The organism is Kitasatospora putterlickiae, from assembly GCF_039527695.1.
Classification (GTDB): Bacteria; Actinomycetota; Actinomycetes; order Streptomycetales; family Streptomycetaceae; genus Kitasatospora; species Kitasatospora putterlickiae.
Map to the genome: position 1 here is coordinate 1 of NZ_BAAAKJ010000340.1, position 15,397 is coordinate 15,397.

General features: G+C 74.6%; 15 protein-coding genes and 1 tRNA gene. 7 read left to right on the plus strand and 9 right to left on the minus strand.

What is annotated here, in order from left to right:
- The 4 genes from ABD308_RS31615 to ABD308_RS31630 all read right to left on the minus strand — a co-directional run.
- The coding region (locus ABD308_RS31615) for a hypothetical protein (RefSeq protein ID WP_344342676.1) at positions 1-501 on the minus strand (501 nt) is incomplete at its 3' end.
- Positions 502-513: 12 nt separating this feature from the next.
- Complete coding sequence (locus ABD308_RS31620; RefSeq protein ID WP_344342679.1) at positions 514-1,569, minus strand: hypothetical protein; 1,056 nt, start codon at positions 1,567-1,569, stop codon at positions 514-516.
- 55 nt (positions 1,570-1,624) lie between these two features.
- Entirely contained in the window at positions 1,625-2,521 is an 897-nt protein-coding gene (locus ABD308_RS31625) for a TRAFAC clade GTPase domain-containing protein (RefSeq protein ID WP_344342683.1), read from the minus strand.
- Positions 2,522-2,622: 101 nt separating this feature from the next.
- Positions 2,623-3,744 carry an Hsp70 family protein gene (locus ABD308_RS31630; protein ID WP_344342685.1) on the minus strand — a complete coding sequence of 374 codons (1,122 nt, stop codon included), beginning with the start codon at positions 3,742-3,744 and terminating at the stop codon, positions 2,623-2,625.
- A 497-nt stretch (positions 3,745-4,241) separates the two neighbouring features.
- Between ABD308_RS31630 and ABD308_RS31635 the strand changes: the two genes are divergently transcribed.
- Entirely contained in the window at positions 4,242-4,538 is a 297-nt protein-coding gene (locus tag ABD308_RS31635) for a helix-turn-helix domain-containing protein (protein WP_344342688.1), read from the plus strand.
- An 18-nt stretch (positions 4,539-4,556) separates the two neighbouring features.
- On the plus strand, positions 4,557-4,814 hold the full coding sequence (locus ABD308_RS31640) for a hypothetical protein (protein WP_344342691.1): 258 nt from the start codon (positions 4,557-4,559) through the stop codon (positions 4,812-4,814).
- A 110-nt stretch (positions 4,815-4,924) separates the two neighbouring features.
- On the opposite strand, the gene ABD308_RS31645 is transcribed toward ABD308_RS31640, so the two are convergent.
- Entirely contained in the window at positions 4,925-5,872 is a 948-nt protein-coding gene (locus tag ABD308_RS31645; protein WP_344342694.1) for a hypothetical protein, read from the minus strand.
- A gap of 111 nt (positions 5,873-5,983) precedes the next feature.
- On the opposite strand from ABD308_RS31645, the gene ABD308_RS31650 reads away from it, so the two are divergent.
- Both ABD308_RS31650 and ABD308_RS31655 read left to right on the plus strand, forming a co-directional pair.
- Positions 5,984-6,835: a hypothetical protein gene (locus ABD308_RS31650; protein WP_344342697.1), complete on the plus strand. Its 852-nt coding sequence runs from the start codon at positions 5,984-5,986 to the stop codon at positions 6,833-6,835.
- Positions 6,836-6,982: 147 nt separating this feature from the next.
- On the plus strand, positions 6,983-8,311 hold the full coding sequence (locus ABD308_RS31655; protein WP_344342700.1) for a PASTA domain-containing protein: 1,329 nt from the start codon (positions 6,983-6,985) through the stop codon (positions 8,309-8,311).
- A gap of 51 nt (positions 8,312-8,362) precedes the next feature.
- On the opposite strand, the gene ABD308_RS31660 is transcribed toward ABD308_RS31655, so the two are convergent.
- Positions 8,363-9,085: a hypothetical protein gene (locus tag ABD308_RS31660; protein ID WP_344342704.1), complete on the minus strand. Its 723-nt coding sequence runs from the start codon at positions 9,083-9,085 to the stop codon at positions 8,363-8,365.
- Positions 9,086-9,274: 189 nt separating this feature from the next.
- Between ABD308_RS31660 and ABD308_RS31665 the strand changes: the two genes are divergently transcribed.
- A complete protein-coding gene (locus ABD308_RS31665; protein WP_344342707.1) occupies positions 9,275-10,798 on the plus strand; it encodes an oxidoreductase in 1,524 nt (507 codons plus the stop codon).
- Positions 10,799-10,894: 96 nt separating this feature from the next.
- On the opposite strand, the gene pgm is transcribed toward ABD308_RS31665, so the two are convergent.
- From pgm to ABD308_RS31680, 3 genes are all read right to left on the minus strand, one after another.
- Complete coding sequence (gene pgm, locus ABD308_RS31670) at positions 10,895-12,547, minus strand: phosphoglucomutase (alpha-D-glucose-1,6-bisphosphate-dependent) (protein ID WP_344342710.1); 1,653 nt, start codon at positions 12,545-12,547, stop codon at positions 10,895-10,897.
- Positions 12,548-12,727: 180 nt separating this feature from the next.
- Positions 12,728-13,027, minus strand: a complete 300-nt coding sequence (locus tag ABD308_RS31675) for a YciI family protein (RefSeq protein WP_344342713.1) — start codon at positions 13,025-13,027, stop codon at positions 12,728-12,730.
- 117 nt (positions 13,028-13,144) lie between these two features.
- A tRNA-Tyr gene (locus ABD308_RS31680) sits at positions 13,145-13,224 on the minus strand.
- Positions 13,225-13,449: 225 nt separating this feature from the next.
- On the opposite strand from ABD308_RS31680, the gene ABD308_RS31685 reads away from it, so the two are divergent.
- Both ABD308_RS31685 and ABD308_RS31690 read left to right on the plus strand, forming a co-directional pair.
- Positions 13,450-14,964, plus strand: a complete 1,515-nt coding sequence (locus ABD308_RS31685) for an FAD-binding protein (protein WP_344342717.1) — start codon at positions 13,450-13,452, stop codon at positions 14,962-14,964.
- A gap of 94 nt (positions 14,965-15,058) precedes the next feature.
- Positions 15,059-15,397: ArsR/SmtB family transcription factor (locus ABD308_RS31690; RefSeq protein ID WP_344342720.1), on the plus strand; the 339-nt coding region annotated here is incomplete at its 3' end.

Below are 15,397 nucleotides of genomic sequence, written 5' to 3' on the forward strand. Positions count from 1 at the left end.
GGCCGGCCGGGTGGTCCACGGCTCGGCCTCCTCCCGCCCCTCCGCCTCCCAGGTCGGCGCGGTCCACTCGGTGTAGACCGGCCCGGCCCAGTCGGCCAGGTGCCCGGCCAGCTCGGCGAGCGCGGGGATCCGTCCGCCGGGGTCGCCCGAGACGGGCCGGTACCAGCCCACGAATCCGTACAGCGGACGGCCGAAACGGTCCTGCACCATCTCCCGGCTGATCAGGCCCAGCTCACAGGCGGCCCCGACCAGTACCCCGCGCCCGTCGCGGTGCAGCAGGTAGCGCGGGCCGTACTCCAGCCGGTTCCCGCCGGCGACGGCGGCGCGTACGGCGTCCCCCACCGGACCCTGCCGGTCGACGCCGGCGGGCAGCGCCCGCCACCACTGGTCGACCCGCAGGGTGCGGCCGTAGACCACCGCCGACCAGCCGACGGGGGCGTTGCCGTCCGCCGGTTCGGCGGCGCGCCCGGGCCGCGGTCCTTCGGTCGCGTTCCTCGTCATGGCGTGCGCCCCTCAGTCCGTCAGCAGCCGGCCGTCACGGAAGACGGCGACGCCCCGCAGTTCCTCGTCCAGCTCACGGCAGCGCTCCTGGGCCCGCCGCAGGTCGTCCGAGGTCGCCGAGCTGTTGCCGAGCAGCCGGTCGATCTCCTGCCGGGCGCTGTTCTTCTGCGCTCCCTTGAACAGCCCGCCGAACAACCCCTGGCTGAGCGCGGCCAGTTCGCCGCGCGAGGCGTCGATGCTCTCGGCGAGCCGGCCCATCTCCTGCCGGTTCCGCACGATGCCCTCGCTCAGGTAGTGGCGGAGGCTGAAGATGATCGGCAGGTGGAGGTTCTTCGGAGCGATCCGGCTGGCGTCCACGGTGGCCTCGCCCGCCGCGCCGAAGTCGCCGAGCTGTACGGCGCAGAGCGCCACCGTGACGCCCTCGGCCTCGTCGCCGGCCAGCACCGGCACGAGCTTGGGGAGGTTGCGTCCGGCCGTCTGGAGCGCCTCGGAGGCCCGCAGCCCGGTGCGCTCGGCCAGCAGGTCCGCCTTGGTGAGCAGCACGGTCACGCCCGGGACCGGATCGCCGTCCGCCAGGCGGGTGCTGAAGACCCGGGAGATCGCGCGGCTGAACCGGGAGATCTCCATCGGGTCGTCGTCCCGGTCGAGGTTGCCGGGCGCGCCGGCCTTGATCCACTCGGCCACGTGCTCGGAGTCCAGCGCCAGGACGATGCTGTCGGAGCGCATCAGCCGGTCCTCCAGCAGCGCGACGTCGTCGGCGGCTCCCCGGCGGTCCAGGGCGGCGTTGCCACGGAAGTCGACGCAGTCGATCGTCATCAGGTCGCGCATGCCCCGGCGGAACACGAACTCGTAGGAGATCGGCCGCTCCGAGGTGGCCTTGGGCATCGCGCCGGTGCGGCGCAGCCGGGCCCAGTCCTCGGCGAGGTCGAGATCGAGGTCGGGGTCGGTGGTGTAGAGGTAGTAGCCCTGCACGCCCATCGAGAGGCGGTTGTACATGCCGTGCAGGTAGGCGGTCTTGCCGGAGCCGCTGGCCCCGAGCAGGGTGAGGGTGAGGGTGGGGACCGTCATGGCGCGGTGTCCTTCGTCTCGCGGGGTGGTGGGTGGAGGTGTCAGGGGCGGCGGTTCAGAACGAGAGCACGTCCTCCAGCAGCTCGCCGAGCCGGTCGGCCGGTTCCACCAGCGGTTCCAGGCGGGCCAGTTCACCGGCCGCCAAGGAGCGGTCGCGGTCGCGGATGGAGGCCCAGGACGGTTCGTCCTCCCACCAGCTGCTGATCCGGTCCCAGAGCGTGTCGCGCTGGTCGGCGTGCCGGGCGGAGGCCATCAGGCTGTCGATCGAGGCGGACAGCTCCATGGCCCGGCCGATGATGCCGAACCGGAGGGTCCACAGCACGGGCAGCGCCACTCCCTCCGGCTCCGGCCCGCAGACCAGCGGGATGAACGCCCCCTGGATGTGCCGGGTCTCCTGGACGGCCTCGATCAGCGGCAGGAACGGGCCGATGAAGCGCTCCTCCGCGTCGGGGGCGCCGAGGTCGACCAGGTCGGTCTTGGTGAGGGCGATCACCAGCGGTGTCACGCTCTCCTCCCGGTCGGCGACCGCCTGGTGGACGCGGACGACCAGCCGGCGGATGTCCTCGGCCGCCTCCGGGTCGGTGTCCAGGCGGAGCGCGTCGACGAAGAGCACGATGCCGTCCGCCGCGACCAGGTCGTCGTGCAGCCGCGCGGCCTGCGGGCTGGAGCGCCGGTGCTCGGTGAGCGCGCCGCCGCGGTGGTCGGTCCAGCGGAACGGGAAGATCCCGTCGCCCTCGTGGCAGAGCACGAACTCGTAGCAGCGGGGCCGGTCGCTGGCCCGGGGGTAGCGTCCGCGCAGGATGGCGCGGGCGTCGGCGAGCAGCGAACGGTGGGCGTCGCGGTCTTCGGTGCGCAGGGTCATGCCCTCGACGCCGTCGCACATGGCGGCGTACATCAGGGAGAGGTAGCTGGTCTTGCCGGCCGCACTGTGGCCGAGCATCACGATGTCCATGCGGTTCCCTCGCGGTTCTCGCGGGCCGGGCTCCCCGGGCGGGCGGTCCGTTTTCGGGCAGGGCGGGGCGCGGTGCGGCGGTTCGTCCGGTGGGCGCGGGCTCAGAACCAGAGTTCGGGGTCGACCTCGTCGGGGTAGTGGGCAACCGTCCAGCGGCCGGACGCGGCGGGGGTCCGCGTACCGTCCTCCTCGTCGCCGGTGTCGGCCCGGGCGGGCGGATCGGTGAGCGCGCCGAGGGCCACGACGGCCTTCGGGTCGTCGGCCAGGTCGGGCGACCGGCCCAGCCAGGCGGCGATCAGATCGGCCACCGGCGGCGTCTGGCCGGCCGCTCCGCAGAGCACCACGGCCCCCAGCTCGGCCGTCGTCAGACCGGCCCGGGCGACGGTCCGCTCCAGCAGCCCGACCGAGGCGGTCAGCGCGGGCGCGACGGCCTGACGGTACTCGCCGCCCTGGACCACGAACCGGTCCGGATAGCCGGGCACCGTGAGGTACACCGTGCCGGTCTTCGACAGGGATTCCTTGGCGAGGGTCAACTCGCGGGCGAGCAGAGCCCGTTGATGGGCTCCGGCGGGCGTCCGGTCGGCCTGGAGCCGCCCCCACGGCCCGGGGTCGAGGTCGAGCGCCCGGTCGCGGAGCAGTTCGAACAGGGCCTGGTCGAGGTCGCGGCCGCCGAAGTCCGGGTTCCCGGCCACCGCGACGGCCTGGAAGCCGTCCGCCTGCCGACGGAGCACCGCGATGTCCACGGTCCCGCCGCCGAGGTCGTAGACGGCGATCGGCGCGTCACCGCGCACCTGGGCGTCCGCCGCGTGGAAACGCGCGGCGGCCACCGGCTCGGGCAACAGCTCCGGCGCGTCCAGCCCGGCCCGCCGGGCCGCCTCGACCAGCCGGTCCAGATCGGCCGGCGACCAGTCCGCGGGGTGGGTGAGCACGACGCGCCCCGGCGCCGTCCCGCCCCGCTGCGCCCGCGCCTCGTCCGCCGCCCGGGCGAGCACGGCGGCCGCCAGGTCGACGGTGGCCTTCTCGCGGTCGTCCAGCAGTACGGCCTCCTGCCGCAGCAGCGCCCGCTTGGGGTGCCGCTCGGCGCGCTCCGGCCACTGCGCCGCGAGCTGGACGGCGGCCCGGCCGGTGAGCAGGCGGCCGCCGTCGTCCAGGCAGACCAGGGAAGGCAGATAGCGACTGTTCTCGATCTCCACCGCCGCCGCGGCACTGCCCTCGACGCGCACGGCCGCAGTGGTGAAGCAGGTACCGAAGTCAATCGCCAACGACCAGTCAGACACGTGTCCTCACAAGGGAGTTACGGCGACGCAGGACGCACGGGTGGGGCAGCGGAACGGGCCTCCGGCACCCCCGCGCAGGATGGTAGGGCTCCAGGGGCAACGGTGGAGACACTCGGCACATCTTGTAACAAATGACATGGCCATTGCCTGTCGTTCGCGTCCCTGAGAGTCACCCCGGGTGGCACCCCGTTCCCCCGGACCGGGGTGCCACGACCAGTCTCGGCGCTTCGTCCGACCGAGATTCCGTCAGGTGACCGAATCCGCACGCCGAAACGGAAACAGGAGCAGGAAGTCGGACCGGCCGACTTCCTGCTCCTGCTCCGTGGGGACCCTGGGATCCAGGGACCCTGGGGTCAGATCATGGCGTCCGTGGTGGAGAAGCCCCAGCCGCTCTTCACCGCCGCCGCGAAGGTGGCGTTGCCGTTGAGCGTTCCCGTACCCGTGTGGATCCACAGGGTCCCGGCCGCCTGGACGAGCACGGCACCACCTGGAGCGGTGAGGCCGAGGCGCTGCGCCGCACCCGGATCACCCGGCTGCTGCGGACCACCGACCTCACCATCGACGCGATCGCGGCACGCACCGGCTACGCGGACGCCCGCGCCCTGCGCCGGGCCGTCCGCCGCTGGTGCGGCAACACCCCGGACGCGCTACGCCGCGCGGGGCGCGGACCGGGCGCGCCGGGCGCGCGGCCGGGCCTCTGCCATCGGCCACCCGGCCCCGGGCCGGAACCGGGCGGGTGACGGACCGGTTGCACTCGCGTGAGCCACCTCCGCCGCGCCGTTCGCGGTACCGCACGCCTCGTCACCCGCCTCTGCTCCGCCATCGAGCGCCTCGACGCCCGCGCCGACGCCGCCCTGCGGGCCCGGCTGCGCCCACTCATCACCCGCCTGGCCGCCCTGCTCCAACGAATGGCCGCCGCCAACTACAGCGACGCCCTCACCCGCCACCTCCCCTGCCGCACCCCCCGCGACCGCACCCGCGACACCTCCACCGCCACCACCCCCCTCGACGACTGACGCCCCCAAGGCGCCCACCCACAACACACCTGCGGGAGCACATCCGCCCGGTGGAGCCGGCGTGCTCCTCAACAGCACCATCCCCGCGTGCGCGGGCCTGCCGGGAGGCGTCAGGCGAGTGCCGGCAGCAACCGCCGCACCTCCTCCCCGTCCGCGCCCTCGACATCGACGATGCCCGCCACTCGCAGGGTAAGATGGGCGAACTTCGGCGCCAAGCGCTTCAGTTGATCTTTGGATATCTCCAGATCCCGGACCGTCAACGCCTCCAGCCGCGCCAGCAGCGGCGAGTCCGCGAGGGCCGCCAGCACCTCGGCCGACCCGATGTCGAACTCCACTCTCCCCAGGTCCAGGTTCCTGAGGTTCGGGTACCGGTCCGCCATGAGCGCGAGTTCGTCCAGCTGGTCCACCGAGCAGGCGACGCCGAAGACGTCGCACTCCAGTTCCAGCTCCAGGGACGTCAGCGCGGGGAGCCGCCCCGGGAGGAAGGCCGAGCCGTCGGAGATCACGGCGCCCCGGGTTCGCAGCCGGGTCAGGCCGTCGTGGTCCAGGCAGGGGAACAGGAACGCGCCCTCCAGTTCCAGGGTCCGCAGGGCGGGCAGCGCCTCCCAGATCTCCGTCCGCACCAGCCCGTCGCCGTAGTGGTCCATCGGGTTGATACGGGTGCCCGCCGAGCCCTCGCCGTGCTCGAAGAGGTACTCGAAGCCGTAACCGAACGACAGCCGTTCCAGCCGGGGCCGGGTCGCGCCGGCGAGCGCGGTGGCGGCCCGCTCGGCGGAGTGGTGGTAGTCGGTGAGCCGCAGGTCGAGGGCGCGCAGGCGGTGGCTCGCGGGGTGGGTGAGCAGGGCGGCGATCAGGACGCCCTCCCACTGCTCGGGGTCGTCGACGTCCACCGGATCACCGTCCGGACGCTCCGTCAGGAGGCGTTCCACCAGCTCCCGCCGTCGCGACGGGTCGCCGGGCGCCAGCCGGAACGCCGCCTCGTCGAGGTACCCGTCGGACCAGCCGAACCGCCATGAGCCGTCCGCCCGCAACGCGTCCAACCCCAGGTCCCCGCCCATGGGAACTCCCCTCATCCCGGAAAAACCCACACCGCACTCTAGAACCCCGCTCCGACACCCGACCCGGCGCGCCGATCGGGCCGTGGGCGGGGTGGGCCGTACGGTCGGCGCATGTCCTTCGGCCTGCTCGCGGCGTTGGCCGCCGCCCTGCTCACCGGGTCCGCGACCGTGCTCCAGGCGGTCGGGGCCCGTCGTGCCGCGGCCGGGCGGCGGCCCGGCGGGGCGGCCGCACTGGCGGGGGCGTTCCGGCAGTGGCCGTTCCTCGCGGGGGTGGGGATGGACATGCTCGGGTTCGGTGCCGAACTCCTGGCGCTGGACCGGCTGCCGCTGTACGAGGTGGAGGCGGTGCTCGCCTCGGCGCTCGCCGTGACCGCGGTCGGCGCGTCCCGGGTGCTGAACGTGCGGCTGCGGCGCGGTGAGTGGGCCGGGGTTGCGGCGGTGTGCGTGGGGCTGTGCGTGCTCGCCGTCAGCGCCGGGCGTGACGGCCCCGGCCACGGCACCCCGGCGCTGCGGCTCGGTGTGCTGCTCGTCGCGGTGCTGCTGATCGGCGCCGGCTGGGTGGTCGTCCGGTTCGGCGGGAGCCGGCGGGCCCCGTTGCTGGGGCTGGTGGCCGGGCTGCAGTTCGGTGTGATCGGCGTCGCCGTGCGGGTCCTGCCGGACGCCGGGCTGCCGGGCCTGCTGACCGAACCGGCCGCCTACGCCGTCGCGTTCGCCGGGTTGGGCGGGTTCGCCGCGCTGACCTGGGCGATGCAGAACGGGTCGGTCACGGCGGCGACGGCGGCCATGGTGCTCGGCGAGACGCTGGGTCCGGCCGTGGTCGGCGTGCTGCTGCTCGGCGACCACACCCGGCACGACTTCGAGCCGCTGGCGGTGGCGGGCTTCGCGGCGGCGGTGTTCGGGGCGCTCACCCTGGCCCGCTTCGGGGACGCCGAACGGCCCGCGACCGCCGGGGCGGCGCCCTGACGGCGGTCGGCGGCGGGGACCGCAGGTGACGGGTCAGCGGTCGACCGGTCACGGGGCGGTCCCGGTGGCGGCGGCGGTGGTTCCTCCGGCGGGTGACCGGGTAACCCCGGGGCGGGTCGGCGCCCGACCGGGACCGGGGAGGGGAGCATGGCGCTCTACTGCGAACTGTGCGGCAGCCGTACGGACGGTGCCGAGCGGCTCGACCACTACTGCCCCGGCGAGTACTGCGGCACCGATCTGCGGGCGGGGCCGGACGCGGGGGTGCGGGCGTGGTGCGAGCCGCCGCGCCGTTTCGGGACCGCCGGAGGCACGGTCACCCTGGATCTGCTCATCCACAACGCCGGTCCGCGCCCGACCGGCTTCCACGTCGAACCGGTCGAACCCGTCGAGGGGCGGCTGGACTTCGACCGGCGGGCCGTCGAGGCGGCGCTGCCCGTCGGCGCGACCCGCCGGATCGAGCTGCGGTACACGGTGCCGTTCGACCTCGCCGGCCTCGGCCTGGACATCGCGTCCCGGTTCGGCGTCCCCGGGGCCGGCGCGGCGGGGCAGGTGCAGGGTGCGCGGCACTCGCGGTTCGGGGTGGCCCTGCGGGTGGCCGCGGTCTCGGCCCACCAGGGCGCGGCCTGCGCGGCGTTCGCGGTGGACGTGCCCGGGCGGCTGGACGTCGATCCGGGCGACGGCGGTGACGGGCGTCCGTGGAACGGGAACACGGACGGGAGCGGTCACGGGAGCGGGGGTCCGGACGGGCGGGGCCGGGTCGGCCGGCAGCCGTCCCCGGGGCGCCCGCAGCCGCCGGACCGGCGGACCGGCGGGGGTTGCGGACCGCTGGTGATCGCCGTGCTGGTGGCGGTCGTGGCGGTGCTCGTCGCGGTCGTCGTGGTGCTCGGACGCGGCCGGGACGACGGCGGCTCCCCGGGCGCGTCCGGTGACACCGCCTCCCCGCCGGTGAGTTCGGCCCCGGCCACCTCGCCCACCGGCAAGGTCAAGACCACGCCCACACCGACGCCGACCCGCCGGACCACCCCGCCGACCCCGACCCCGACGCCCACACCGACACCCACGCCCCGCACCGTCGTGCTCCCCCCGCTGGCCGGCCTCGGCCAGTCGGCCGCCGAGGCGAAGCTCAAGGACCTCGGCCTGCGCTCCACCACCCGGACCGTCGCCCCCGGCAAGGTGCCCGCCCTCCAGGTCCTCGGCACCGAGCCCGCCGCCGGCTTCGAGGTGCCGGCCGGCTCCTCCGTCGTCCTCCGGGTCTCCGACGGCCGGGCCCCGGTCCCCGACGTCGCGGGCCTCACCCGCGCCGACGCCGAGAAGTTCCTCCGGGACCTCCACTTCACCAACGTCACCGCCGTCGGCGCCCTGGACCAGAGCAGGCCCGTCAACCAGGCCCTGCGCACCGACCCGGCGGCGGAGACGGTGGTGCCCCTGGACTCCCCCGTCAAGCTGGTCTACGCGGCCAGACCCGACATCCGCTGAGCAGCGCGCAGCGGCCCGGCTCAGCGGCGGCCCGGTCCACCGACGCCCGGCTCAGCGGCGGTTGCGGCCCGTCAGGAAGGCGGTGCCCCAGGCCGCCAGCGCGGCGATCGCCAGACCCAGCAGGGAGATCCACTCGGTGCCGTCCCAACCGCCCCACCACCCCTTGACCGGGCCGAAGGGCTCGTTCTCCAGCATGTACTCCAGGCCGTCGACCCCGCTGTCCCGGAGCACCATGAACGGAATCGCGTTGACGTAGCCGAAGAAGGCGCCGAGCACGGCCACCACGGCGCCCGCGATCCAGGCCCCCGGGCTGCGGCGGCCGACCAGTCCCACCAGCAGGCCCACCACCGCCCCGTTGAGGAAGGCGTGCACCAGGTAGTACGTGTGCACGGTGGTCCTGGACTCGTAGTCGTCGAACGTGAAGACGGCGATCGCGCTGTAGATCGCCGCCACGACCACCGAGGCGACGAACCCGAGGACGAACGCGCCCCCCGGGCTGCCGGAGGTGCGCGGGGGCGCGTACAGTCCGGGCCCGCCCGGATACGGCTGCGCCGGATACGGCTGCGCCGGGTAGGGCTGGGCCGGGTACGGCTGGCCCGGATAGGGCTGAGCGGGGAACGGCTGCGGGGTGCCGTAGGCCGGCGGTTGCTGCGGCGGCAAAGGCGGCTGGTGCGGCGGGGGTTGCTGCGGCGGCACGGGCGGCTGCTGGGGCATCGGCGGCGACTGCTGGTACGGGTCGTTCGGGCCGTACGGGTACTGCGGCGGCTGGCTCAACGTGTCCCCCGGGCGATGACGATGCGGATCGGCTCGGCGAGCCAACCTACCAACGGGGAGGCGGCGGGTCAGCAGCGCCGACACCCAGGATCCATCCGATCAACGGATCGTCAGGTAATCGCGGAGGATGACGCCGCCCCCGGACGCTAGGCTGCGGTCCGCGAACGATCACCGACCGAGGGGGGCGGGATGCTGACGTACCAGGACCTGACCGGGCCTGAGCAGCGGGTCTGGGACGCCTGCGCCACGGGCGCGACGGTCGACCTGCGCACCGGCGGCGACCCCGCCGAGGACGACCCGACCGGCGGGGCGGCCTGGGGTGACGAGCGCACGGTGCGCGCCGAGGCGATAGCCACCGCCCTGCTCGGCGCCGACGGACCGGTCGGCCCGGTCCGCGTGCTGCACCTGATCGGGGCCCGCGTCACCGGCCGCCTCGACCTGCGCGGTCTGACGGCGGCCGGCGAACTGCGCCTCGAAGGCTGCCACTTCGAGGAACAGGTGGTGCTGCGGGACGCCACGCTGAGGTCCACCAGCCTCAGCGGCTGCCGCATCCCCGGGCTCGACGGGTGGCTGCTCAAGGTCGACGGCAACCTCTTCTTCGAGCAGTCGGTCCTCGACGGACGGCTCACCCTCACCCGCGCGCACATCACCGGCGAACTGCGGCTCAGCGGCGCCCGGCTCACCGCCACCGAACTGCTCGACGTCGGCGAGCCCGACCCGGCCCGCGCCCCTGGCGTCTGGGCGCTGTGGGCCGGCGGCCTGGTGATGGACGGCGGCTGCTTCGCCCGCAAGGGCTTCCACGCGCGCGGCGGCCTGCGACTGGTCGGTGCCCGGTTCAACGGCGGCCTGTTCATGGAACGGGCCCGGATCGACAACCCCGGCGGCGACGCGCTCACCGGCGACGACCTCAGCGCCTCCACCCTCGTCCTGGCCGGCGGCTTCACGGCCGTCGGCTCGATCCGGCTGCCCGGAGCCGCGATCCGCAGCAGGCTCTCGCTCGACACCGCCGTCCTGGACGGTAGCGGCGCGGTGGCCCTGGACGGCAAGCGGCTGACCGCCGGAGACCTCCAGCTCACGCCCGCCGCCACCCCGGACGGCGCCGTCGACCTCCAGGACGCGCAGACCGCCGTCCTGCACGACAACGCCCGCAGCTGGCCCGCCGACACCCGCCTCGACGGCTTCGCCTACACCTCCCTCCAGAGCGACGCCGCCGCCCCCGAACCCGTCGCCCACCGCCTGGCCTGGCTGGCCTCGCTGCCCGGCTACTCCCCCCAGCCCTACGAGCAACTCGCCGCCTGGTACCGGAAGATCGGCCACGACGACGACGCCCGCCGGGTGCTCCTGGAGAAGCAGCGCCGGCGCCGCCGCACCCTCGGCCTGCCGGGCCGGCTCTGGGGCCGGCTGCTGGACGCCACCGTCGGGTACGGCTACCGCCCCTGGCAGGCCGTGCTGTGGCTGGGCGGCCTCGCCCTGCTCGGCACCCTCGTCTTCCGCCACGGCGCGCCCCTCCAGGTCAAGCCCGGCGAGGGCATCCCCTTCAACCCCCTCGTCTACACCCTCGACCTGCTCATCCCGATCGGCGGGCTCGGCCAGCGCACCGCCTGGTACTGGACCGGGGCGCGGCAGTGGTTCGGCTACTCGCTGACCGCCCTCGGCTGGCTCCTCACGACGGCGGTGCTGGCGGGCATCAGCCGCACCCTGAACCGGGCCTGAACCGGCGGCGGGCGGGGCACCGTTACCCACCAGCGGCCGCGGCCCCGGGGACTTGGTCCCCAGGGGCCGCGGCCGCTCCAGCGAAGGGCGCGCGGATCAGGCGCCGGCCGGACCGGCGAGCACCTCGTTGACCAGGGTGCGCGCCTCCTCCTGGACCCGGGCGAGGTGCTCGGGGCCGCGGAAGGACTCGGCGTAGATCTTGTAGACGTCCTCGGTGCCGGACGGGCGGGCGGCGAACCAGGCGTTCTCGGTGCACACCTTGATGCCGCCGATGGCCGCGCCGTTGCCGGGTGCCTCGGTGAGCACGGCGGTGACCGGCTCGCCCGCCAGGTCGCCGGCCGTGACCTGCTCGGCCGACAGCCGGGACAGCAGCGCCTTCTGCTCGCGGTCCGCCGGCGCGTCCACCCGGGCGTAGGCGGGGGCACCGAAGCGGTCGGTGAGGTCGCCGTAGTACTCGCTGGGCGTGCGGCCGGTCACGGCGGTGATCTCGGCGGCGAGCAGGGCCAGCAGGATGCCGTCCTTGTCCGTGGTCCACACCCCGCCGTCGCGGCGCAGGAACGACGCGCCGGCCGACTCCTCGCCGCCGAAGGCGATCGAGCCCTCCAGCAGGCCGTCGACGAACCACTTGAAGCCGACCGGCACCTCGACCAGCTCCCGTTTGAGGTCGGCGGCGACCCGGTCGAGCATCGAGGAGGACACCAGCGTCTTGCCGACGGCCGCGTCGACGGGCCACTCGGCGCGGTGCCGGTAGAGGTAGTCGACGGCCACGGCGAGGTAGTGGTTGGGGTTCATCAGGCCGCCGTCCGGGGTGACGATGCCGTGCCGGTCGGCGTCGGCGTCGTTGCCGGTGGCGATGGCGTACTCGTCGCGGCGGGCGATCAGCGAGGCCATCGCGGCGGGCGAGGAGCAGTCCATCCGGATCTTGCCGTCCCAGTCCAGCGTCATGAAGCGCCAGGTCGGGTCGGTGGCCGGGTTGACCACGGTCAGGTCGAGGCGGTGGGTCTCGGCGATCCGGCCCCAGTAGGCGACGGACGCGCCGCCCAGCGGGTCGGCGCCGATCCGCAGACCGGCCGCGCGGACCGCGTCCAGGTCGAGGACGGAGACCAGGTCCTCGGTGTAGGTGGTGAGGTAGTCGTACCGGCCGGTGGTGGCCGCGGCCAGGGCCCGGGTGTACGGGACCCGCTTGACGCCGCGCAGGCCCTCGCGGATCAGGGCGTTGGCGCGGTCCTGGATCCAGCCGGTGGTCTCCGAGCCGGCCGGGCCGCCGCTCGGCGGGTTGTACTTGAAGCCGCCGTCGCGGGGCGGGTTGTGCGAGGGCGTGACCACGATGCCGTCGGCGAGCGACTGCGGGTTGCGCCGGTTGTGGGCCAGGATCGCGTGCGAGACGGCGGGGGTCGGGGTGTAGCCGTCGGCGCTGTCCAGCAGGACGGTCACGCCGTTCGCCGCCAGCACCTCGACCGCGGTGGCCCGGGCGGGCTCGGACAGCGCGTGGGTGTCGGCGCCGAGGAACAGCGGGCCGGTGATGCCCTGGGCGGCGCGGTACTCGCAGATCGCCTGGGTGGTGGCGGCGATGTGGTCCTCGTTGAACGCGGCGTCCAGCGAGGAGCCGCGGTGGCCCGAGGTGCCGAACGCGACCCGCTGGCCCGGCTCCTCCGGGTCCGGGTGCAGCGTGTAGTACGCCGTCACCAGCCGCGCCACGTCCACCAGGTCGCCCGGCTGCGCCGGCTGCCCGGCCCGTGCGTGTGCCATCGTCTACTCCCACTGGATTTCTCGCCGTGCGCCGGCCCGTGGCCAGACGCTTCCTTGCCCCGTGCTCACCGATCGTAGCCAGTGCACGACCGGTCGCCGAACCGGGGCGGGCCCGTCCGGGGCGTGGGCACGCCGCCGGCCGGGCCCGGTGGGCGATCGGGCCGATGATCAGGTAGGTGGTCAGGCGGGGAGCTGCTGCCGGTGGGTCTCCAGGGCGGGGGCGACGGTGGTGGCGAGGAACTCCGTCACGCGGTACTCGACGACCCCCGCGACGGCGAACGGGTCGGTGCGCGCGATCGCCTCGACCGCCGCCCGGTCCTCCCCGGTGGCGATGATGACGCCGCCGTCGCGCGGCACCTTGCGGCCGGAGGCCAGGAAGACGCCCGCCGCGTAGTGGCCGCCGAGCCACTCCGCGTGGGCGGGCAGCAGGGCGTCGACGCGCTCGATCGGCGCGGTGTAGGTCAGCTCCAGAACGAACATGCGGCCGAGCCTATCGGCCGCCGCGAGTACCACGCGGGCGGGTGCCGGTCCCGGTACCGCCGGGCCGCGCGAACGCCGCCGCCCCGGACCGTGGTTCCGGCCCGGGGCGGTCCGAGGTGGGCGAGGATGGATTCGAACCACCACAGCCGAAGCGGGGGCTTTACAGGCCCTTGGGCTCTCCCAGGCCCAGCTCGCCCTCGGTGTCGGCGCTTGATCCCGACGCCTCCACCCTCTCCCGATCATCAGGGCCGGACAACAGGGTTTCCGGCCAATGGCTTAGACCATTCCTCAGCCAAGGGGTGGGTGCGGCCCCGCGCTCCCCACCGACCGTCACCGAACCGTTCAGGTCGGGCCTGTTGCGCGTGTACGTGCCGACTGAGATACAACACTGCTCATATGACGATTGATCGGAGATATCTGTAATGAGCAAGTCAGCCCTGCCCCGCCGCAGCGTGATCGTCGGCGCGGCGGCCACCGTCATCGGGTGGAACACCGTGGGCCGCTCCTGGGCCGTGGAGGCCCCCGCCGGAGCGCCCGAAGCCCCCGCCGACGCGGCCGACGACGCCCTCGCCGCACTGCCCCCGCTGGACGGGACCCTGGTGGCCGACGCCGAGACCCTGGCCCGGTTCGGCGGGGACTTCGGCCACCTGGTGACGGCCGCGCCGCGCGCCGTCCTGCACCCGGGCTCGGTGAACGACGTCGCCGCCCTGACCGCCTTCGCCCGCCGGCACCGCATCCCGGTCGCGATGAACGGCCAGAGCGGCACCGGCGGCCCGGCCGAGCTGGAGTCGCACTCCAGCTACGGCCAGGCCACCGCGCGCGGCGGTGTCGCGATCGACTCGCGCGGGCTGAACCGGATCCTCCGGATCGCCCACGGCCGCGCCGTGGTCGAGGCCGGCGTCACCTGGGCGCAGCTGACCGACACCGCCCTCGCCCAGGGCTGGCTGCCGCCCAGCCTGACGGACTACCTGCACCTGTCGGTCGGCGGCACGCTGGCCGTCGGCGGCATCGGCGGCGGTGTGCAGCGCCACGGCTTCCAGGTGGACACCGTCGAGTCGGTGGACGTGGTCACCGGCACCGGCGAGCTGGTGACCGCCTCGGCGAGCGCCAACCGCGAGCTGTTCGACGCGGTGCTCGGCGGCGGCGGGCAGGCCGGCCTCATCGTGCGGGCCACCCTGCGCCTGGAGCCGGCCCGCGAGCGCGCGCTGGTGCTCAGCCTGTTCTACGACGACCTGGCCGACTACCTCGCGGACCACGAGAAGCTGATGCTGGAGCGGCGCTTCGACCTGCACGTCGGCGACGTCGCGCGCAACGCCGCCGGCACCGGCTGGAAGTACAAGGTCGAGGGTGTCGTCCACTACGACGGCACGGCCGCCCCGGACCGGGAGGCGCTGGTGCGCGGTCTGCGCTGCCTGCCGGCCGAGACGACGTTCCTGGACCAGACGGCGCGCGAGTACGCGTTCCGGGTGGACGCCTTCGCCGGGTACCTCCAGGCGGCCGGCCTCTGGTCGCAGCCCAAGCCGTGGATGAGCCTGTTCCTGCCCGCCTCGACCACCGAGGCGTTCATGCGCGAGGCCGTCGCGCTGCTGACGCCGGAGGACCTGGGCGCCGGCCTGCTGCTCTTCTACCCGTTCCGCACCGACGTGATCACCCGCCCGATGACCGTGATGCCGGACGAGCTGGTCGGCTTCCACTTCGACCTGCTGTCCTTCCCGTTCCCGGGTGCCGACCACGCCGCCGCGCTGCGCCGCAACCGCCGGCTGTACGACCTCGCGGTGTCGCTGGGCGGCAAGCGGTACCTGATCGGCGCGATCCCGGACGTCACGCGCGCCGAGTGGCGCCGCCACTACGGCGCGCGGTGGGGGCGCGCGGTGGCCGCCAAGCACCGCTTCGACCCGGCCGGGATCCTGACCCCGGGCCAGGGCATCCACTCCTGACGCCCCTCCCCTGCCGCACCCGCACGGCCCCGGGGTGCGGCAGGGGGCTGGCGGAGCCGGACGGCCCCGTCAACCGTCGCGTTACGGTGGGACAATGAGCTACCGCCACCCCGCCCGCGAGCAGATCCGGGTCGAGCACGTCCTGACCGCCCTCGGCAACCCCGTCCGGCTCTCCGCCGTCCGTGTCCTGGACGGCGGCGGGGCGCACAACTGCGGGAGCGTGCTCACCGCGATCGGCGTCACCGCCAAGTCGACGATGACGCACCACTGGCGGGTGCTGCGCGACAGCGGCGTCATCCACCAGTTGCCCTCCGGCCGGGAGAACCTGCTGCGCCTGCGCCGCGAGGACCTCGACGCCCGCTACCCCGGCCTCCTCGACGCCGTGCTGTCCGGCGCCCGCGATGACGAGCACCACGGCGTCACCGCCGCCGAC